The following is a 20,422-nucleotide window of genomic DNA, read 5'->3' as shown; positions in this document are numbered from 1 at the left end:
GGACATAAGCCAAGGTTATAGAAGAATTTTAAACATTCTTCATCTCTGCGGGTAATTTTTTAACAAATTTTTGGTTTCAAGATCTATTTAAAGAAAGAATTAGAGAAGCCTGTTTAATAAATTTTCTAACATATAAATTGAATTTTGAAATTTCCAGATTTAATTAATTTCTCTTTAAAATATTATTTGTAGAAAAATAAAAAAAGCCCAAGCACTATGAGTTGGGCTTTTTTAAAAAGTAAAACTATGATTTATATCAGATAAAAAATTACATTTTGCATAAGCTATATTATGTTGATTTTAGAAAAACTTACATAAACTCAGACTATATCTATTTCTAAAATCAGTTATTTTCTTTTACTGTTGCTGCACCAGATACACCACCTGTTGCAACAATAGCATTTACTACTGCCTGTCCTACAGCCATTCCACCACCACCAGCAGCTATTGACCCACCACCAAGCGCTGCTAATCCACTAGTTGTTGCTGCTGCTCCAGCAGTACCTGAAGCAGCTCCAATAGCAATTGCTGCATCAGCTACTCCACCACCAGCTACAACACCGATGCTAACAGCTCCCACGACTGTTCCTACTTTTTTGGCAAGTATTACATTTTCTTCAGATGCCCCAAGTAACTTTGCGGCACCACCGCTTGCATAGCCAATTCCAACACTAGCCTTTTGCACGCCATAATCAATACCTTGGCCTGCTACAGCACTACCTTTTGTAATACTAGAATCAAGTGTTTTACCTACATTTGAACAAGCATCTTTTATACTTTTTTTTGTTTTAGGATCATCAGATAATGCACTTGCCACCATACCCACACCTTGTACAGTAACGTTAGTAACAGTACCTAGACCATTACCAGCATGACGTACAAGACCACCTAGGCTTAAATTTCTCCCAATCCATTTCATTGCCTTTGACATAATTCCCCCTAAGACATTAATTTTTTTATAATTATATAATTAAAACTCTATTTGGAAAATTTATATTTATAACTAAAAAAAATAATTTTTGATTACATAAATTCCCCTATTTAACATAATGAGAGTCATGCGAAATTTTCAAAAAATATAGTAACTTAAGGCTCAATTTTTTGAGTTTGCATAAGAGATTTATGTTAAGTAGAGGATCAAAAGACCCACAAATTGGGCCTTTTGCATAAGGTGTATTATGTTAATTTTAGAAAAGTTATTAAATCTAAATTAATTGACCTGTCTCACATCAAAGCCAAAATAACGTAAAACCTTTGTAGTTCGACCGTTTATAACAGGCATATTTTCATTATTTATCCATCCGATCAATTCTTGTACATTTGATTGACCAAATTCATTTAATTTAAAGTTAGGATTATAAATACAATTTGCTATACGTTTTCCTATAGGATTTTTTTGATCATGTAATAAATAAGCTAACGTATTTTTTACTTTGCTTAGTTCGTTCTGATTAAGAAATGCTTCTTTTAATGTATCTAAACCACCTTTAAAAAATCGTAGCCGGTCATGAAAAGAATGTGTTACACAAAGAGCATCTACAATTTCACTAGCTGTCGCTTCATTAATAGAATCTACACTTCCAAGAATGCTATTTATAAATGGATAGTTCTGCTTAACGATCCTTTGTTCAAAATGAGCCCAATCAATATTCATCCATTCATCAATTAAATTATTTAATATCATTCTATTATTATCATTCCAACCAAGATCTTGATCTCTCCATGTCTCATGAACTGCATGACTTTCTCGAACAAAACTAAAGAATGAATCAATTTCTAAGCGCAATGGTATAAGTTCACTATTAACTTTCCGACCTTTCTTTTTATATTCGTCCTCAATGAAGTTATAAGCATGAACTGATTCTTGATAAGTTTTTAAGAAATTATCGAAAAATAGTTCTGAACTAGATTGTTTTACTTCATATCGCTGAATATTAGGAAAATTATGATCACCTAAGACTTTTTGAACCTCATCATCAAAATCATTTATAGCATCTAGCTTATCTTTATAGCTTTTATAAACTTTTTCATACTTTTCTACTTCTTCTAGTGTTAATACCTTTGCTTCTTGCCAATACCCTAAAAATAAGTAAGTTAATTCTTCAAACCGCAAGTCATCAGGTAAGATACCTATCATGATTTCTTGATTTCTAAGTAATGCAGCTTTTGTTAAATTGGCTGATCCAACAAAAATTTTCTTATCCCCCCAGATATACAATTTAGGATGAAACTCATGACTTGTATAAAATCTAGCTTCAATATTTTTATGTTTTAGAAGATGTTTTAATGCGAGAGGAGACGTTGGAAAACCTAGTCTAACAATAATTCGAATACGACAATTGTTTTTAATTAACTCATCAATTACATCAACTTCTGTAAAAAAAGCAGACGCTATATAAATATCCATGTCCTTCTGAATTTCTTGCATTAATCCGTTCGAAAAGAAATCTTTTTTTGAATTAGTATTAGTAAATAAATCTAACATTTCAGTATCTTTGTCTTCTAAAGGTTCTATTTTAGAAGCAATAATATTCGAAAACTCTCATAAAATCTCTCTATTTAACATAATGGGTATTATCTGAGACCATATAAAAAAGATTTTAAAATTAGAGTGTTAAGAATTTTTATCCACTACAAAAAAAGCAAAATTCCGATTTTGACACAAGTCAGATTTTTTATGAGCAGATTTGATAGTTTTGGTCAATTATTTTGACTAAAAATCACTCTGTACAACTTGAGTGAGACATAACTCGGTTTAACTTAAAATTTCTTTTTTTAAATTCAAAATTAGGATAAAAGCTAATTCTTATCACAACAGATATTCTTGTAGCTCTTGTTCAATCGTTTCGCTAATCAACGCTGAATAGTCACTATCCTTAGTATCTAAATGACGCATTAACCACATTTCTTGTTTTAAAGTTTGCTCAGGTAGTATGGGTACTAAACCCGAACCCTTTGCAACAAAACAAGGCAGGGCTGTGACTCCTTGTCCTTCAATGACTGCTCGTAGTTGAGAGTGCATGTTATCAAAAGACAAAGCTGGGGCTGCATTTTGGGTGAGTTCACGCATCCATTGTGCTAAGAACGTATATTGAATGCTTCGGTCCCAACCGATTATACGATGATTCAGTAAATCATTAGCCGTTTCAGCATGTTCTGTGGAACTGGTGAGATAATCTTTACTACAATAAAGCCCGTACTCCAGTTGGCCAAGACGTCGAATAATGTAACGCCCGCTTTCTGGTCGAACAAGTCGAAGAATAATGTCAGCTTCCCGTCGGGAAAAATCAACAGGAACGACACTCGTTGACATCTCTAATTGTAAATCTGGATGCTTCAACTGCAATGCTGTTAGCTTTGACTGAAGCAACTGTTGCCCGATTAACTCAGGTAAAGCAATGCGGAACAATGATTGCTGCCCTTGATCGTTGTAACGTTCCATCGCTATTAAATGCTCTTCTGCTTTTTCAGCCAAAGCAAAAAAATGTTTTCCAACGTGGGTGAGTGTATAGCCATCACTGTCTCGAGAAAAAAGAATCGCATTGAGACTTTTCTCTAGTTCAACAGCTCTGCGATGTACGGTAGAAACACTAATACCAAGCAATTTTGCACTGCGGCTCAACCCGCCAGTTCGTCCAATAGCTAACAAAATTTTAGTATCGTCCCAGTTCATACCTTTCCATATTTAGAAAATGCGTTTGCAATAAAAACTATAGTATCCCCGATGTTTAGATTTATACAATTCAAATAACTAGTACAAAGAATCAAAACTCATTATATGAGGCGACTATAAACCTTTTTGAGCTAAGGCATGTGTCGTTGCAATTAAATAAGATTTTCTGGTTATGGCAGGAGCTATTTCTGAGATCACAATGTTAACAACAGAGGAGTTCTGCCATGACGACCATTTATGTAGTTGATGCGTTTACCACCAAACCAAATACAGGAAATCGAGCAGGGGTTGTTCTAGATGCGGACCATCTTACGACTCAAGAGATGCAAGATATTGCTGCATTCGCAGGCTATTCGGAAACTGCCTTTGTTTTGTCACCTAAAGATCAAAGCCATGACATACATGTTCGATATTTTACCCCTACACATGAAGTCCCGATCTGTGGACATGCGACGATCGCTACTCATTTTTTACGTGCAACTACTGGCCACCAATCAGACTATCCATTAATCGCAAAAACGGGGGCTGGTCATTTACCCGTTTCAATATTTGGAAGTCCAGAAGCGTTATTGGTGAAAATGACTCAAGGTCGCGTAGAGTTTTTATCACCTTTTAATGAGAGTCAACGGACTGAACTCGCAAGCGCATTGGGTGTAAGTATGAATGATTTTGCTGACTTACCAATACAAGTTGTTACGACGGGGCATTCCAAGGTGATGGTGCCCATGCTGAGCAGAGGTACGCTTGATGGATTAACTCCGAATAATGAAAAACTGAAAGCTATTAGTGCTGAAATAGGCTGCAATGGTTTTTTCCCATTTGTCTTGGAGGGTAGTAAGCAAGAACCTATTACCTATGGCCGAATGTTCGCCCCTGCAATCGGTATTAATGAAGATCCTGTAACTGGTAATGCAAATGGTCCAGCGGGAGCGTACCTTGTTCATCACGATTTAATCGAATGTGATCAGAAAGTAACTTATTGGGGATATCAAGGCTTCGCAATAGAAAAACCGGGGCGAGTTCTAGTGACAGTTGAGAAAACAGATTCAATATTACACGTCAGTATTGCAGGCCAAGCCGTTTTAGTTGGTTCAGTTCTGTACTCTGGAAAAGGTTGATTCTATTTAAGAATTTATGACATTTTGAGTAATAAAAAAACCGCTATAGATAGCGGTTTTTTTATTTAGTAGATACTTAAACTTACCAGCTTAACGCACCACCAGTTTGGTAGTCAGTTACGCGAGTTTCGAAGAAGTTCTTCTCTTTACGTAAGTCCATCATCTCAGACATCCACGCAAATGGATTCGTTACACCAGCAAATTGTTCTGGTAAACCTAACTGAGATAAACGACGGTTACAGATGAATTTCAAATATTCTTCCATCATGCTTGCGTTCATACCCAATACACCGCGTGGCATCGTGTCACGTGCATATTCGATTTCAAGCATCGTACCTTCAACAATCATTTGAACCACTTCTTGTTGGAACTCAGCAGTCCAAAGGTGAGGGTTCTCAATCTTGATTTGGTTAATCATGTCGATACCAAAGTTCAAGTGCATAGATTCATCACGCAAGATGTATTGGAATTGCTCAGCAACACCGTTCATCTTGTTACGACGACCCATACTCAAAATTTGAGTAAAGCCACAGTAGAAGAAGATCCCTTCAAGTACACAGTAGAATGCGATCAGGTTACGAAGTAAACGCTGGTCGTTTTCAGGTGTGCCTGTGTGGAAATTAGGATCAGTTAAAGATTGAGTATATTTCAAGCCCCAAGCTGCTTTACGTGCAACAGATGGAACTTCACGGTACATGTTGAAGACTTCGCCTTCGTCCATACCTAAAGATTCGATACAGTATTGGTAAGCGTGAGTGTGAATTGCTTCTTCAAATGCTTGACGCAAGATGTATTGACGGCATTCAGGGTTAGTAATGTGACGGTAAATCGCCAATACTAAGTTGTTTGCAACCAAAGAGTCCGCAGTCGAGAAGAAACCTAAAGAACGCATAACAATAGTACGTTCGTCTTCGGTCAAGCCATTTTCAGACTTCCAAAGCGCGATGTCATGGTTCATGTTAACTTCTTGAGGCATCCAGTGGTTTGCACACCCGTCAAGATATTTCTGCCAAGCCCACTCATATTTAAATGGTACAAGTTGGTTCAAGTCCGCACGACAGTTAATCATTGCCTTGTCGTCAACTTGAACACGTTGAGCACCCATTTCTAGCTCTTCAAGGCCAGGGGCAACGTCTAAATGTTCTAAGGCTTGAGCGGCTCTAGCCACTGTATCGGAGGCAACTGTTGGTCGCACGGAATGGGTTCCAGCGGATTGTGGAGCTGCCATGCTCGGCGATGATGGCTGCGCAGTAGATACATTCTGCGAATCTGACGCTTTTTCCGATTGGACGGGCGCAGACTTGTGTTCAGGTGTAGTCGGTTTTTGCGAATCATCTTCAAAATCGTCCCAACTAAGTATAGACATATCAATTCTCTCAAAATTTATACGCCCAATTAGGAGAAACTTATGAAACAAATATTGCCAATATTGTTCAGAAATTCAGTGGGCGAATTTAGTTCTTAATAAGTTGAGTACTATTGTAGTTATCAAATGATAATTTTGATAGCTGTTTTAAGGACGAATAGATGAATTTTGAGCATATTAAGGATTATATAATTGTTTTTGAATGCAATAAAAAATGTAAAAAAATCATCAATTTATGTTTTTATTTGATAGCCTTTATTACCCCGATCTAGGTCGAGGTAATAAGGAATTTTGTTTAATTTGAGGGAATAAATTACCCTTTAATATTCCTAGGATCATTTCCGTTTGGAATAGTATTTTTCTCTCTGATAAGTTGATTAACCCCTTTAATAGTTAATTCACCACCACCAGAGTTTTTCAACATAGTTCTTGCAGAATCAATAGCATCACGTTGTGTTGTATGGGTTGAAGAAGCACGACTATTGCCATTAGCTTTATTCACCCATTCGTTACCACGTTTATATACCATTCTGTCAGTTGATTTGCTCATAAGAACACTCCTAAAGTTTGAGCCATTAATAATGGTTAATTTGACGATGGCTTTAAACTAGTTCAGAATATTCCCTAGCTGTTTCGAAAGAATAGTCATCGCCCAAAAGATAACCTTATGTCTTTTGGGAAAAGGGAAGCATCGTTGACGCGGTGTTTCCCTTTCTCATTTTGGATATTTAAAGAGTAATTTCTTATCCATAACCAAAAGAAATAATTCATTAATTTTAAAACTATTTGTTTTGCTTACGTTGCTGCTTACGTATTTTTAAAAATGCATAAATCATTGGAATATAAAAAAATAAAAAGGCTAAGACTAGTACAAATACTCCTAACTCATAGTTATGACTTAAATTGGACATAATCTTAGCCTTCTTTTTATTTATCGAATTTATCGTTGTGATAATGGTTATTAGTGATGTTGTAAATATTTTTCGTATTATTGGAGTTATTACGATTTCCAATATTCGTAAAATTTACACAGATCTTATAACTTACCATCGTAATCAACGCGACTATTAACCCGATAAAAATACTTGTAATGTCTATCATAATCATCATTCAAGTGATGATTTGACTATCTACTGACTGTACAACATCCTCGATAGCCAAATCGACTATTTATGAGATCACTTAGTGATAAGTGATCTCTACGGATAAGTTGTCTAATCAGTGATTACTGGCAAGCTTCACAATCAGGGTTGTCGATTGAACAAGCCATTGGTACTGGAGCTGCTTGAGTAAAGCCTTCCTCTTCAACTGCTGCTTCTGGCTTCTTCGCTTCTACAACAGGGGCAGCAACTGCCGCTGCTTCAACAGTCGCAGGTTTAACTGCGTTTAAAGCACCTGTGTTGATTGTAGATTTTTCAGCAGAAGTTGCACCTAAAGCTCGGAGGTAATAAGTCGTCTTAAGACCACGTAACCATGCCATCTTATAAGTGATGTCAAGTTTCTTACCATTTGCACCAGAGATGTAAAGGTTAAGCGACTGAGCTTGATCAATCCATTTTTGACGGCGTGATGCAGCATCAACGATCCAACGTGTATCTACTTCAAACGCAGTAGCAAAGATTGCTTTTAATTCTTCAGGAATACGAGCAATTTTTTGTACTGAACCTTCAAAGTGTTTAAGGTCGTTAACCATTACTGTGTCCCAAAGACCGCGTTCTTTTAATGCACGAACAAGGTATGGGTTAATAACAGTGAACTCACCAGACAAGTTAGATTTCACATATAAGTTTTGGAATGTTGGCTCAATAGACTGAGAAACACCACAAATGTTAGAGATGGTTGCAGTTGGAGCAATCGCCATCACGTTTGAGTTACGCATACCGTCTTTTTGAACTTTGGCACGTAAAGTGTCCCAGTCTAAACGTTGAGTACGGTCAACTTCGAACATGCGCTCTGGACGAGATTTCGCAACAATTTCTAAAGAGTCGATTGGAAGGATGCCTTGATCCCACAATGAACCTTTGAATGTTGAGTAAGCACCACGTTCAACAGCCAAGTTGCTTGAAGTTTCAATCGCGTAGTAGCTAATCACTTCCATTGATTCATCTGCAAAATCAACAGCAGCGTCTGAACCGTAAGCAATACCCATTTCATATAGAGCATCTTGGAAGCCCATGATACCCATACCCACCGGGCGGTGTTTCAAGTTTGAGTTTTTCGCTTGTGGTACAGCGTAGTAGTTAATGTCGATCACGTTATCGAGCATACGTACAGCTGTTTTAATTGTGCGAGCTAATTTCTCACGGTCTAACACACCACCTTGAACGTGTTGTACAAGGTTGATCGAACCTAAGTTACATACTGCAATTTCGTCTTGATTTGTGTTCAAGGTAATTTCAGTACATAGGTTAGATGAGTGAACTACACCAACATGTTGTTGTGGTGAACGTAAGTTACATACATCTTTGAATGTGATCCATGGGTGACCAGTTTCAAACAACATAGAAAGCATTTTGCGCCATAAATCTTTAGCACGTACTTTCTTGTGTAGCATGTTGGTTTCTTTCGCTACAGACTCATAGTAAGCATAACGCTCAGCAAATTCAGCACCAGTTAAGTCGTGCAAGTCTGGAGTTTCAGAAGGGGTAAATAATGTCCATTCACCATCTTCAAATACACGTTGCATAAACAAGTCTGGAACCCAGTTCGCAGTGTTCATGTCGTGAGTACGGCGACGGTCATCACCCGTGTTTTTACGAAGCTCTAAGAACTCTTCGATGTCTAAGTGCCAAGTTTCTAGGTATGCACACACAGCACCTTTACGCTTACCACCTTGGTTTACCGCAACAGCTGTATCGTTCGCAACTTTCAAGAATGGAACAACACCCTGAGACTTACCGTTAGTACCTTTAATATAAGAGTTCAAGGCACGAACAGGTGTCCAGTCATTACCTAAACCGCCAGCCCATTTAGAAAGCATTGCGTTGTCACGCATAGCGCCATAAATGTCATAAAGGTCATCGCCAATTGTTGTTAAGTAACAACTTGAAAGCTGTGGACGTAATGTACCTGAGTTAAACAGGGTAGGCGTAGAAGCCATGTAGTCGAAGCTAGACAATAAGTTATAGAACTCAATTGCACGCTCTTCTTTATCTTGCTCATTGAGTGCAAGACCCATCGACACACGCATGAAGAATAATTGCGGTAATTCGAAGCGAACGCCGTTTGAGTGAATGAAGTAACGGTCAAATAAAGTCTGTAAGCCTAAATAGGTGAACTGATTAGAACGTTCTGGCTGAATTGCTGCTGATAATTTTTCTAAGTCGAAGTCAAGCAAGTCAGGTGAAAGCAAATCAAGCTCAACACCTTTTTTCAAGAATGCTTCAAGTGCATTGTTTTCAGGTGTGTCTGTTGATAAGCCTAAGAACGTTAAACCAGTGCTCACTAATTCGTTACAAAGCAAACGTGCAGTCACGTAAGTGTAGTTAGGTTCTTGTTCAATACGGGTACGTGTTGCCATCATCATTGTAGTGGCAATATCACTTTCTTTTACGCCGTTATATAAGTTTTTAACGGTTTCATCGACAATGGCTTGAACGTCAATACCTTCCAAACCTTCAGCTGCCTTAGAAACAGTTGCTTGCAATGCACTTAAATCAAGTGGCTGAAGCTGACCGTTTTTGTCGGTAACTTGTAAAGTAGGGTGGTGGTTTGAGTTCGTTTGCTGACGAGCGCTAGCACGTTGTTCACGGTAAATCACATAAGCGCGGGCAACTTTTTGTTCCCCAGTACGCATTAAAGCAAGTTCTACTTGATCTTGAATTTCTTCAATATGGATCGTACCGCCCGATGGTAAACGGCGAGTAAAAGTATTTAAGACCATTTCCGTCAACTGGGTAATACGGTCATGAATACGGCTAGAATCCGAACTCTGTTGACCTTCCACAGCAAGAAAAGCTTTACCAATCGCAACTGAAATTTTCTCTGCATCAAATGCAGCAACATCTCCAGTGCGCTTAATCACCTGAATTTGACCGGGAGTCGAAGTAATTACGCTCATGCCAGCATAGCTCCATTGTCACTTTTGTTATGTTCATAGACCGTTTGAACCGAGCAAAAAACATGCCACGATATTTGAGGGATAAACACAAGACTTAGTAGTTAAAGTTTATTTTCAACACAAGATACGGGATTTTTCATAGCAGATCAATCTTGACTTTTTAGTAATTTTTTATCTGTATGATTTGATGGGAGATAGCATAGCAAAGCTGTTAAAAAACGCTTATAGATAACTTTGTGGATAACTCAAAAAACAAACACTTAAATAAATTTAAACTAAACAGAGAAATAATTTGTTTAATATTCATACATTGGAAATATGAATAGAATATGAAATTTAATAACAATAAATAAATCTTAAAAACACGTGAAAATTCAAAGGCTAATAAAATGCAACAAAATACGATGGTCATGTATCAGTTTGGTGAACGCCTACTTGTTTACAATGTAAACGTGTGTATATTGCAAATGATAAACGAATGTATCTGCAAGATTTTTAAGATGCATGAAACGAGATTTATAGGGGCAATGATATGAGCCAAGAAGAAAAGTTACCAAAGATTCTGATCGTTGAAGATGACGAGCGCTTAGCGCGATTAACTCAAGAATATTTAATTCGCAACGGTTTGGAAGTTGGTGTAGAAACTGATGGTAACCGTGCAATTCGTCGTATTATTAGTGAACAACCAGATCTAGTAGTTTTGGATGTCATGTTGCCGGGTGCCGATGGCTTAACAGTTTGCCGTGAAGTTCGTCCACATTACCATCAACCGATTCTGATGTTGACTGCACGTACAGAAGACATGGATCAGGTACTTGGTTTGGAAATGGGCGCAGATGACTATGTTGCTAAACCGGTTCAACCACGTGTTCTTTTAGCGCGTATCCGTGCACTATTACGTCGCACAGATAAAACTGTAGAAGATGAAGTTGCTCAACGTATCGAGTTCGATGACCTTGTAATTGATAATGGCGGTCGTTCTGTAACGCTAAATGGTGAACTTGTTGACTTCACTAGCGCAGAATATGACCTATTATGGTTGCTTGCATCAAATGCTGGTCGTATCTTATCGCGTGAAGATATCTTCGAACGTTTACGTGGTATCGAATACGATGGTCAGGACCGTTCAATCGACGTCCGTATTTCACGTATTCGTCCAAAAATTGGTGATGATCCTGAAAATCCAAAACGTATTAAAACTGTACGTAGTAAAGGTTACTTGTTCGTTAAAGAAACCAATGGGTTATAAGATCTGAATAAACTTCCTATAAGGTTGGTCGAGTGTTTAAACACAGTATATTCCTGCGAATATATGCGGGACTGGTAATTCTTGTTGTTTTGGTTGCTGTCTTTGGTTATTTGCTTGTACAAATTATCAATTATCAACGGGCACAAGAATACCGAGAATCTTTAACTGATGGTATCTCTTATGTCATTAGTGAGGGAGTCGCTCGACAACCGGGGAAACAACAGAAAATAGACTGGGTTTCAGATGCGTCAGATTTATTGGAACTTCCAATTTATTATACTGATGCAAGTAAGGTTGAGTTATCTCGTACCGAGAAAAAACGAATCGAAGCTCAAAAATCTGTTGTCCGTTACGATGCCAGTAATAGTATTGCGTATATCATTATTGGCTTACGTGATGATCCCCAGCACTTTTTATCTATAAAAGTCGACAAAATTACGGAGCGCCAAATGAAGGCTCTCCCTATTTTTGTACTGGATTATCTAATGTTTTATCCGGGGCAAGAACAAGAATATCTTGCCAAGATTCAAAAGCATTTCTCTTACCCAATTAATATCTACAATATTCAAGACGTTAATCTGGACTCTGAACAAATTGGTCGTTTACGCCAAGACCAAAGCGTCATGTTGTACAAAGACAGTGCAACAGTTCGCGGAACAACTATTTCAATCGTCTCTCCAATTCCGAATCAGCCTGCACGGGTTCTCGTGCTTGGACCGGTTCCGATGTTTAACTGGATGCCTTTGCAGCTTTCAGCAGGGATTACTTTATTTAGCTTGTTTTTGCTGAGTCTAGGTGTTTATGGGTTGATCTTGCCGCTAGAGCGTAAGATTCGCCAAGTACGTTATGCATTAAACCGTATGAAGTCGGGTGATTTGTCATTGCGTGTTCCTATCGAAGGAAGTGACGAAATGGCAAACTTGGCATCAAGTTATAACAACATGTCTGATCATATTCAGCGCTTAATCGAGGCTCAGCGTGAATTAATGAGAGCCGTATCTCATGAGCTTAGAACGCCTGTTGCTCGTATTCGTTTTGGTACAGAGATGTTGGCGGAAGAAGATGACTACAATCATCGTATGCATCAGGTCGACATGATTGATAAAGATATTGAGGCACTCAATACCTTAATTGATGAAATCATGACTTATGCAAAATTAGAGCAGGGTACACCTTCATTAGATTTTGATGAAATTACTTTATTTGATGTGTTAGATCAGGTTGCAGTTGAAACCGAAGCTTTAAAAACGCAAAAAGAAATTGAACTTGTTGCTCCTCCACTTTATGTAAAAGTAGATGCTGAGCGTCGCTACTTACATCGTGTTGTTCAAAACTTGGTGGGTAATGCGGTTCGTTATTGCGATAATAAAGTTCGGATTACCGGTGGTATCCACAGCGATGGTATGGCCTTTGTTTGTGTTGAAGATGATGGCGCAGGTATTCCTGAACAAGACCGTAAAAGAGTATTTGAAGCTTTTGCCCGTCTAGACGATAGCCGTACGCGTGCGTCGGGCGGTTATGGTTTAGGATTGTCTATCGTAAGCCGTATTGCCTATTGGTTTGGCGGTGAAATTAAAGTGGATGAAAGCCCAACCTTGGGTGGCGCCCGCTTTATCATGACATGGCCAGCAAAACGCTTTAAACAGCCTCCTTTAAAAGCCAATAAAAAAGCACCTTCATAAGGTGCTTTTTTATTGATCTATTTATAGTTGAGTCGCATCTGGTTCCAAAATAGGTTTTCCGCTTCTTAAGCTGGTTAACGCATCGGAATTAAAATCGATCAGTAACGAATTGTTTTTTGCATCAATCTGGTATTTTTGAATAAGAGGTTGATCGCCGTTAAGCGTTTCTATTTTATATTCATCTGCAATATGCAAAATACCTTCTAGGTTTGTTGTGGTTGACGCAAAATCCTGTCTAAATATTTCATAGACATCCCGCAAGTCAAAAATTGCATTGTTGGCATCTGGATGTTTGTGAATATAGCTTTCTATATGTCGCACCAGTAATTGTGCAAACAAGTAGTAGTTTGGTTTATGCGTATATTCTAGAGTCATGCATTTTTCTCCTTATTATCTGTTATTAGCATACATGGCAAAACACAGGTTATTGTATAAAATTCATTACACTAGATGATGAAATGAAAAAGTTATAAAGAGATAAACACTCGATTACGTCCTTGGCGTTTTGCTTGATATAAAGCGTCATCTGCTTCTTTAAATAAACTTTCAATCGCTCGATGGGAAGATGGGGAATATAAGCTTATCCCAATACTCACCTGTATAAAAATTGGTAATTTTCCATAAATATAAATCGGTTGCTGACTAATTTTAATTCGAATTTGTTCAGCCAGTTCAAATGCACTTTCCTTGGTGGTATCTGCAATAAAAATGGCAAACTCTTCACCTCCAAAGCGACCTAATAAATCATGAGGATGTAAAATATTTTGAATCGTGGTGACACAAGTTTGTAGCGCCCGATCACCGATTTGATGACCATAGTTGTCGTTAACTTGCTTAAAGTGGTCGACATCAAGCATGAAAAAAGCTGAGGTCTTATTTTCTTTTTGTACTTTTTCTTGAAGTAATCTGACCGACTGTAAAAACTGGCGTCGAGTCAGGCTTGAAGTTAGTTCATCATGTGCAATGGCATGTTGAAGCTTTTGAATTAACTCTGAATGCAAAACACTAATACTAGAAACCGTAAGTGGGGCAATCGTCATCATAATTAACCCAATTCGGATCGAGATCGTATTGCTGAAATATTCGTTTGGATAAAGCAAAAGGTAATGGCCAGAGACATGATAAATAATATAAGCACTGGTAAAGCTAGTAATGAGTGCAACAACAATAGGTTTGTAGCGAATAGCACACCAGATCAGTGCAGCAATCGGGTAGAGGAGTGAACCCGGGCCAGAGTCATAATAGCTAGCAGCAATCGAAATAAGCACAGCGCCAAAAGGTAAAAGGTCGGTTGGTTGTAGGCCACGATTTCTTGAAAAGTAATGCTTAACCTGACTATATTGAGGAATGTTCAATATGATAGGTAAAAGAAGCAAGGCATTTTGCAGTTCTGAAGTGAACCAGTAACCAAACTCATCCAACAAGCCACCAATCATAAATTTGGTATTAAACATAGGCACGAAAGTTGCTGCAAACAATGCACCTACTACGCTACCTATTCCGCATAATCCAAATAAAAAAAGGTAGGAATAACCGCGATAGGCCGCCTTAATATGTTGATTAAAAAACATATAGAGCGCAAACGTAGTAACAACATAAAGAAAGTTTGATGTTGTTAAAACAAGTGTGAGGGCAAATGGAGTGCCCTGAAATAAGTCAGCAATCACATATCCTATATAGGCACCTAAAAATGCGCTTGGTCGGCGTGTGATTGGAAAACGAATAAGCAATCCGAGCAAAACCGAATTGGCAGGCCAAAAGAATGCAAGAAAACTTAAAGGGCGAGATGCAATGCCAATGAAACAACATGTCGCAATAATGAAGCTAAATAGGAGAAAAAATTTTAAAAAGGAGAGAAATGAAAATTCACGAAGTGAGTATGGCATCAGCTGCCCTTAATGATAAATACTCTTATCCAAGAGTAATAAAATATTATGCATGATTAAACATTCATCATAATTCAGAGGAGAAGCTGAATACAATAAAAAACAAACTAATATTATAAAAAAGTAAGTTATAAAAAGTTAATAAGCGCTTCAACTGTGTAAATATTCTAAAATTAAAAAATGAAAAAAATCATCATAAATAAAGAAACAATTAAATAAACCGATTATGTGCGGTGAAACCCCCCTTACAACACATAGATGAATAGTTTTGTCTAGAAAATCATCCGAAAGACTAAGACGCTTCAACTAGCATGGGAAATTAGAAATCAGGTACAATTGGCGGGATTAATTTTGTGTTTGGTGTATTTGAAGGCCAATACATACATTCTTTGTTAAATAATAGGCCTGCCAGGAGTTATCCCCGCATGAGTGCCATTACTCCATACGACTGGGCGATTATCGCCTTCGTGATCGGCGTTACATTTCTTTGCGTCTTTATGCTCACAGTTCCCTTACTCCTCGGGGGAAAATCGTGGGGACGTGCTAAGCAAGAGCAGTTTGAATCAGGTGTCGTGAGTGCTGGTGGCGCTCGCATTCGCCTGTCTGCAAAGTTCTATTTAGTTGCAATTTTCTTTGTTGTCTTCGACTTAGAGGCGCTTTACCTCTATGCATGGTCTACTTCTGTGCGTGAAGTAGGGTGGTTGGGATATACCACTGTAGTGATCTTTGTCGTTGATCTATTGATTGCGCTTGTTTATGCCTTCTCTGTAGGTGCTTTAAGTTGGTCACCAGCAGATCGCCGTAAATCAGCAGGTGAGGCGGTTAAAATCGGTTCACCAACAATGAACATTGCTGAAATTACACGCTTTAATTCTATTGAAGAGCTCGTAACTGACCCTACAGGCCAGATTCCAGCTCAATCATCAGGTCGTGTTAAGTCAAAAACTACACCTGCATTGTCATCTGAAAAGGAGTAAGTCGGGATGAAATATACTCTGACCCGCGCGAATCCGGATGCTGATCAATACCCATTGCAAGAACGTCAAATTGTGACGGATCCGCTTGAAGAGGAAGTGAATAAAAACGTATTCATGACTCGTTTAGAGGATGTCTTGCATACAGCAGTAAACTGGGGACGTAAAAACTCTTTGTGGCCATTTAACTTTGGTACCTCATGTTGTTACGTCGAATATGCAACGACCTTAACAGGTGTGCATGACTTGTCACGTTTCGGTGCAGAGGTTATCCGTGCTTCACCTCGTCAGGCTGACTTGATGATTGTTGCAGGTACCTGTTTCGTAAAAATGGCACCAGTTATTCAGCGTCTGTATGAACAGATGTTAGAGCCTAAATGGGTCATTTCGATGGGTGCTTGTGCAAACTCTGGAGGTATGTACGACATCTATTCAGTAGTACAAGGTGTAGACAAAATTATTCCTGTTGACGTGTACGTCCCAGGTTGTCCGCCTCGTCCTGAAGCATTAATTCAAGCTTTAATGCTTTTACAAGACCAGATTCAATTAGAGCGACGCCCGCTTTCTGCCGTGATCGGTGATGATCTTCAGCCAGTATATAAGCCAAAGATGATGCCAGAACGTGACCGTAAGAATGCAGAGCGTATTGCCGTTAAAAACTTACGCTCTATGGATGAGATTAAATAATTTTTTGACGGTGTTTTGACATATCTAACTGATATGTTCATCGAGAAAATTGACAGAATTTGTATTAAATAGGAAGCCAAGCCAATGGCTGAAACTGACATTGCTATGCCAGAGTCAACAGCAGTTGATTCACGCCCAGCATTTGCAATCGTAGAAGAGCTCAAAACCAAATTTGGTGAGAACTTTTACGTGCAGGCGACTTTTGAAGAGTTTCCAACAGTCTGGGTCGAGCGCGCACGCGTGCAAGAAGTCCTTATGTTCCTGCGTAAAGTGGAACGTCCGTATGTAATGCTGTTTGACTTATCTGCGATGGATGAACGTTTACGTGTTCATCGTGATGGTTTACCAGCATCTGACTTCACTGTGTTCTATCATTTATTATCGCTTGAGCGTAATAGTGACATTCGTATCAAGGTTGCCTTGAACGAAAATGATCTAAACATTCCGACAGCGACAAATATCTGGCCAAATGCCAACTGGTATGAACGTGAAGCTTACGATATGTTCGGTATCAATTTCGAAGGGCATCCAATGCTCCGTCGTATTTTGTTGCCAACCTATTGGGAAGGTCATCCGCTTCGTAAAGAATATTCAGCACGTGCGACAGAATATACGCCGTACATGCAAGACAAAGCGAAACAAGACTTTGAACAAGAGCACTTACGTTTTGTACCTGAAGACTGGGGTCTTAAGCGTGGTAACGCTGATGAAGACTTCATGTTCTTGAACTTGGGTCCTAACCATCCATCTGCACATGGTGCGTTCCGTGTTGTATTGCAGTTAGATGGCGAAGAAGTGAAGGACTGTGTACCTGATATCGGTTATCACCACCGTGGTGTGGAAAAGATGGCTGAACGTCAAACATGGCATTCTTTCATTCCTTATACTGACCGTGTTGACTACTTAGGTGGTTGTGCTCAAAACATGCCGTATGTGATGGCTGTAGAGCAAATGGCAGGTATTAAAGTTCCTGAGCGTGCGCAAGTGATTCGTGTCATGTTGAACGAGTTGTTCCGTATCAATAACCACTTGTTATTCTGTGGTACGGCAATTCAGGATGCCGGTGGTATGACACCAGTATTCTATATGTTCGCAGACCGTCAAAAAGTTTACGACATTGTCGAAGCAATCACGGGTTACCGTATGCATCCAGCATGGTTCCGTATTGGTGGTACAGCACACGATCTTCCAAACAACTGGCAAAAGCTTGTTAAAGAATTGCTAGAGTGGATGCCTAAACGCTTAAACGAATATTACACAGCGGCATTGAAAAACTCTGTGTTTATTGGACGTACGCGTAATGTTGCACAATACGATGCCAAATCTGCACTCGCATGGGGTGTAACTGGTACTGGTTTACGTGCAACAGGTATCGATTTTGACGTACGTAAATATCGTCCATACAGCGGCTATGAAAACTTCGATTTTGATGTGCCGGTTGAGTATGAAGGCGATGCATATGCACGTGTGCTTGTTCACTTCCGTGAAATTACCGAGTCGCTAAAAATTATTCAACAGTGCTTGGATAACATGCCTTCTGGTCCATACAAAGCGGATCATCCATTGGCTGTTCCACCACCGAAAGATAAGACATTACAAGATATTGAAACCTTGATTACGCACTTCTTGAGCGTTTCATGGGGTCCTGTCATGCCAGCGGGCGAGTCATCATTTATGACTGAAGTGGTTAAAGGTGCAAGTACTTATTACTTGACTTCAGATAAAGCGACCATGAGTTATCGTACTCGTATTCGTACACCGACGTTTACTCACTTACAGCAAATGCCTTCAGTGATTAACGGAAGTTTAGTATCTGACTTAATCATTTATCTGGCGACCATTGACGTGGTTATGGCTGACGTGGATCGCTAAGAGGTAACACATAATGATGATTTTGACTGATAAAAAACCACGTGTGAATGTCGAAGGGATTTTGACTGCGGAAGAAATTCACGAAATCGAACATCACATTGGTCACTATCCATACCCTCGTGCAGCCTCTTTGGATGCATTGAAGTGTGTACAACGCCGTAATGGTTGGGTAGATGACGCTCAAATGAATGCCATCGCACAGTTGTTGTCGATGAGTGTTGCTGATTTGGAAGGAGTTGCAACATTTTACAACCGTATCTATCGCCATCCGGTAGGTCGTCACGTAATTTTGCTTTGTGACTCAATTGCTTGCTTCTTAATGGGTGCAGAAACTCTTGCTGAAGCATTCCAGCGTGAATTAGGAATTCAGTATGGTCAAACGACACCAGATGGTCGTTTTACATTGCTTCCAATTTGCTGCCTAGGCAACTGCGACAAAGGCCCAACTTTAATGATTGATGAAGATACTCACGGTTTAGTCGAAGTGACATCAATTAAACAGTTATTGGAGAAGTATGTATGAATACTGAACCAAAACCAATTTATGGCGACGGTAATCCGGAAACTCATCCGCTCACTTGGCGTTTAAGCAAACAAGAAGCGGTACGTAGTGCTGATGATTACGAAGCACTAGAAGGCTATGCTGGCTTTAAAAAAGCTTTAGGCATGAAACCTGCTGAAGTGTTAGATGTCATTAAAGCTGCAACTGTAAAAGGTCGTGGTGGTGCGGGTTTCCCAGCGGGTATTAAATGGTCATTGATGGCACCAAATGATGGTGGTCCACGTTACTTGATCTGTAATGCAGACGAAATGGAACCGGGTACCTTTAAAGACCGTTTGTTGATGGAAAAACTTCCACATCAATTGATCGAAGGGATGTTAATTGCGGGTTATACCTTAGAAGCAACTCAAGGTTATATCTTTATCCGTGGTGAATACATCGAGGCTGCTCAATATCTAAATGAAGCGTTAGAACAGATTCGTGCTAAAGGTTATTTAGGCGAAAATATCTTAGGTTCTGGCTGGAATTTTGATCTGCATGTACATACGGGTGCAGGGCGTTATATCTGTGGTGAAGAAACTGCATTGATTAACTCGCTTGAAGGCCGTCGTGCTAACCCACGTACTAAGCCACCGTTCCCGCAAGTTGCTGGAGCATGGGGCCGTCCGACGATTGTGAACAACGTTGAAACTTATAACAACTTGCCAGCAATCATGCTTCGTGGACCAGAGTGGTATATCGGCTTGTCAGCGGGTAAATCAAAAGATCCAGGCACTAAAATTTATGGTGCATCGGGTAAAGTTAAATTCCCTGGTCTTTGGGAGTTGCCATTTGGTACAACTGCGCGTGAAGTGATTGAAGATCATGCAGGTGGTATGCGTGAGGGCTTAAAGCTCAAAGCATGGTTACCGGGCGGTGCTTCAACTGACTTTTTACCAGCAGATACCATTGATTTACCAATGGATGCAGACACGATTATGAAAGCAGGTTCTCGTTTGGGAACATGTTTGTTAATGGTGGTAGATGAAACCCAATGTATGGTATCGCTCACTCGTAACTTAGAAGAATTCTTTGCGCGTGAATCATGTGGTTTCTGTACACCATGTCGTGATGGTTTGCCATGGGCTGTTAAAGCGCTTAAAGCACTTGAAGCAGGCGAAGGTAAGAAAGAAGATATCGACCATTTACAAGAACTAACTCGTAAATTATGGATTGGTAAAACTTTCTGTGCCCACGCACCAGGTGCGATGGAGCCGCTTATGGGCGCACTCAAACATTTCCGTGGTGAGTTTGAAGCGAAAGTGACGAATCGTCCTGTCGTGCAAACCAGCAACGTAGAACAAGCTTAAGGAA

Annotated in this window: 18 protein-coding genes; 9 read left to right on the top strand and 9 right to left on the bottom strand. The window is 39.3% G+C overall.

Annotation, left to right across the window (positions count from 1 at the left end; translation table 11 throughout):
* Positions 1-343: 343 nt before the first annotated feature.
* The 3 genes from KIP84_RS14845 to KIP84_RS14835 all read right to left on the bottom strand — a co-directional run bounded on the left by KIP84_RS14845 (position 344) and on the right by KIP84_RS14835 (position 3,673).
* Positions 344-931, bottom strand: coding sequence for a hypothetical protein (locus KIP84_RS14845; protein WP_060466162.1), 588 nt, complete (start codon positions 929-931; stop codon positions 344-346).
* Positions 932-1,210: 279 nt separating this feature from the next.
* A complete protein-coding gene (locus KIP84_RS14840) occupies positions 1,211-2,485 on the bottom strand; it encodes a phospholipase D family protein (RefSeq protein WP_060466161.1) in 1,275 nt (424 codons plus the stop codon).
* 324 nt (positions 2,486-2,809) lie between these two features.
* On the bottom strand, positions 2,810-3,673 hold the full coding sequence (locus KIP84_RS14835; RefSeq protein ID WP_213688815.1) for a LysR family transcriptional regulator: 864 nt from the start codon (positions 3,671-3,673) through the stop codon (positions 2,810-2,812).
* A gap of 224 nt (positions 3,674-3,897) precedes the next feature.
* Here KIP84_RS14835 and KIP84_RS14830 point away from each other — a divergent pair, with 224 nt between their 5' ends.
* Positions 3,898-4,791, top strand: coding sequence for a PhzF family isomerase (locus KIP84_RS14830; protein ID WP_060466159.1), 894 nt, complete (start codon positions 3,898-3,900; stop codon positions 4,789-4,791).
* Positions 4,792-4,873: 82 nt separating this feature from the next.
* Here KIP84_RS14830 and KIP84_RS14825 read toward each other — a convergent pair whose 3' ends face one another.
* From KIP84_RS14825 to KIP84_RS14815, 4 genes are all read right to left on the bottom strand, one after another.
* Positions 4,874-6,157, bottom strand: coding sequence for a ribonucleotide-diphosphate reductase subunit beta (locus KIP84_RS14825; protein ID WP_057106871.1), 1,284 nt, complete (start codon positions 6,155-6,157; stop codon positions 4,874-4,876).
* Positions 6,158-6,470: 313 nt separating this feature from the next.
* Entirely contained in the window at positions 6,471-6,707 is a 237-nt protein-coding gene (locus tag KIP84_RS14820; protein WP_060466158.1) for a DUF2188 domain-containing protein, read from the bottom strand.
* Positions 6,708-6,939: 232 nt separating this feature from the next.
* Positions 6,940-7,068: a preprotein translocase subunit YajC gene (locus tag KIP84_RS18880; protein ID WP_075383816.1), complete on the bottom strand. Its 129-nt coding sequence runs from the start codon at positions 7,066-7,068 to the stop codon at positions 6,940-6,942.
* A gap of 314 nt (positions 7,069-7,382) precedes the next feature.
* Positions 7,383-10,217 (bottom strand): ribonucleoside-diphosphate reductase subunit alpha, encoded by a 2,835-nt coding sequence (locus KIP84_RS14815; RefSeq protein WP_002120003.1) that lies wholly within the window; start codon positions 10,215-10,217, stop codon positions 7,383-7,385.
* A 353-nt stretch (positions 10,218-10,570) separates the two neighbouring features.
* Here KIP84_RS14815 and KIP84_RS18875 point away from each other — a divergent pair, with 353 nt between their 5' ends.
* Genes KIP84_RS18875 through bfmS form a run of 3 tightly spaced genes read left to right on the top strand, consistent with a single transcriptional unit; the run spans position 10,571 to position 13,148 of the window.
* Complete coding sequence (locus KIP84_RS18875; RefSeq protein ID WP_031944149.1) at positions 10,571-10,753, top strand: hypothetical protein; 183 nt, start codon at positions 10,571-10,573, stop codon at positions 10,751-10,753.
* Positions 10,750-11,466: a response regulator transcription factor BfmR gene (gene bfmR, locus KIP84_RS14810; protein WP_000076440.1), complete on the top strand. Its 717-nt coding sequence runs from the start codon at positions 10,750-10,752 to the stop codon at positions 11,464-11,466. The genes KIP84_RS18875 and bfmR overlap by 4 nt, the downstream gene beginning before the upstream one ends.
* Before the next feature lie 32 nt (positions 11,467-11,498).
* Positions 11,499-13,148, top strand: coding sequence for an ATP-binding protein (gene bfmS, locus KIP84_RS14805; protein ID WP_213064558.1), 1,650 nt, complete (start codon positions 11,499-11,501; stop codon positions 13,146-13,148).
* A gap of 21 nt (positions 13,149-13,169) precedes the next feature.
* Here the strand turns inward: bfmS and KIP84_RS14800 are convergent, their stop codons facing one another.
* Positions 13,170-13,523 carry a hypothetical protein gene (locus tag KIP84_RS14800; protein WP_002120022.1) on the bottom strand — a complete coding sequence of 118 codons (354 nt, stop codon included), beginning with the start codon at positions 13,521-13,523 and terminating at the stop codon, positions 13,170-13,172.
* Between the two features lie 92 nt (positions 13,524-13,615).
* Positions 13,616-15,034 (bottom strand): sensor domain-containing diguanylate cyclase, encoded by a 1,419-nt coding sequence (locus tag KIP84_RS14795; protein WP_044424824.1) that lies wholly within the window; start codon positions 15,032-15,034, stop codon positions 13,616-13,618.
* Positions 15,035-15,459: 425 nt separating this feature from the next.
* Between KIP84_RS14795 and ndhC the strand changes: the two genes are divergently transcribed.
* The 5 genes from ndhC (at position 15,460) to nuoF (ending at position 20,418) form a co-directional block, all read left to right on the top strand.
* Positions 15,460-16,011, top strand: coding sequence for an NADH-quinone oxidoreductase subunit A (gene ndhC, locus KIP84_RS14790; RefSeq protein ID WP_002120061.1), 552 nt, complete (start codon positions 15,460-15,462; stop codon positions 16,009-16,011).
* Between the two features lie 6 nt (positions 16,012-16,017).
* Positions 16,018-16,695: an NADH-quinone oxidoreductase subunit B gene (locus tag KIP84_RS14785; protein ID WP_002120034.1), complete on the top strand. Its 678-nt coding sequence runs from the start codon at positions 16,018-16,020 to the stop codon at positions 16,693-16,695.
* Positions 16,696-16,779: 84 nt separating this feature from the next.
* Positions 16,780-18,567, top strand: coding sequence for an NADH-quinone oxidoreductase subunit C/D (gene nuoC, locus KIP84_RS14780; protein WP_002120052.1), 1,788 nt, complete (start codon positions 16,780-16,782; stop codon positions 18,565-18,567).
* Between the two features lie 13 nt (positions 18,568-18,580).
* On the top strand, positions 18,581-19,090 hold the full coding sequence (nuoE, locus tag KIP84_RS14775; protein ID WP_002120040.1) for an NADH-quinone oxidoreductase subunit NuoE: 510 nt from the start codon (positions 18,581-18,583) through the stop codon (positions 19,088-19,090).
* On the top strand, positions 19,087-20,418 hold the full coding sequence (nuoF, locus tag KIP84_RS14770) for an NADH-quinone oxidoreductase subunit NuoF (protein WP_002120030.1): 1,332 nt from the start codon (positions 19,087-19,089) through the stop codon (positions 20,416-20,418). The genes nuoE and nuoF overlap by 4 nt, the downstream gene beginning before the upstream one ends.
* Positions 20,419-20,422 lie beyond the last annotated feature (4 nt).

The sequence above is a fragment of the Acinetobacter sp. BHS4 genome, assembly GCF_018454425.1.
Lineage (GTDB): Bacteria > Pseudomonadota > Gammaproteobacteria > Pseudomonadales > Moraxellaceae > Acinetobacter > Acinetobacter pittii.
This window is presented reverse-complemented; position numbering and strand designations above follow the sequence as displayed.

Bases quoted from the DNA above. Each gene is read 5' to 3' on its own strand.
- KIP84_RS14785 (WP_002120034.1), top strand. From the start codon at position 16,018: ATGAAATATACTCTGACCCGCGCGAATCCGGATGCTGATCAATACCCA.
- KIP84_RS14795 (WP_044424824.1), bottom strand. From the start codon at position 15,034: ATGCCATACTCACTTCGTGAATTTTCATTTCTCTCCTTTTTAAAATTT.
- KIP84_RS14815 (WP_002120003.1), bottom strand. From the start codon at position 10,217: ATGAGCGTAATTACTTCGACTCCCGGTCAAATTCAGGTGATTAAGCGC.
- nuoF (WP_002120030.1), top strand. From the start codon at position 19,087: ATGAATACTGAACCAAAACCAATTTATGGCGACGGTAATCCGGAAACT.
- KIP84_RS18880 (WP_075383816.1), bottom strand. From the start codon at position 7,068: ATGTCCAATTTAAGTCATAACTATGAGTTAGGAGTATTTGTACTAGTC.
- KIP84_RS14840 (WP_060466161.1), bottom strand. From the start codon at position 2,485: ATGTTAGATTTATTTACTAATACTAATTCAAAAAAAGATTTCTTTTCG.
- KIP84_RS14830 (WP_060466159.1), top strand. From the start codon at position 3,898: ATGACGACCATTTATGTAGTTGATGCGTTTACCACCAAACCAAATACA.
- KIP84_RS14845 (WP_060466162.1), bottom strand. From the start codon at position 931: ATGTCAAAGGCAATGAAATGGATTGGGAGAAATTTAAGCCTAGGTGGT.
- KIP84_RS14835 (WP_213688815.1), bottom strand. From the start codon at position 3,673: ATGAACTGGGACGATACTAAAATTTTGTTAGCTATTGGACGAACTGGC.
- KIP84_RS14800 (WP_002120022.1), bottom strand. From the start codon at position 13,523: ATGACTCTAGAATATACGCATAAACCAAACTACTACTTGTTTGCACAA.
- KIP84_RS14825 (WP_057106871.1), bottom strand. From the start codon at position 6,157: ATGTCTATACTTAGTTGGGACGATTTTGAAGATGATTCGCAAAAACCG.
- nuoC (WP_002120052.1), top strand. From the start codon at position 16,780: ATGGCTGAAACTGACATTGCTATGCCAGAGTCAACAGCAGTTGATTCA.
- KIP84_RS14820 (WP_060466158.1), bottom strand. From the start codon at position 6,707: ATGAGCAAATCAACTGACAGAATGGTATATAAACGTGGTAACGAATGG.
- ndhC (WP_002120061.1), top strand. From the start codon at position 15,460: ATGAGTGCCATTACTCCATACGACTGGGCGATTATCGCCTTCGTGATC.
- bfmR (WP_000076440.1), top strand. From the start codon at position 10,750: ATGAGCCAAGAAGAAAAGTTACCAAAGATTCTGATCGTTGAAGATGAC.
- nuoE (WP_002120040.1), top strand. From the start codon at position 18,581: ATGATGATTTTGACTGATAAAAAACCACGTGTGAATGTCGAAGGGATT.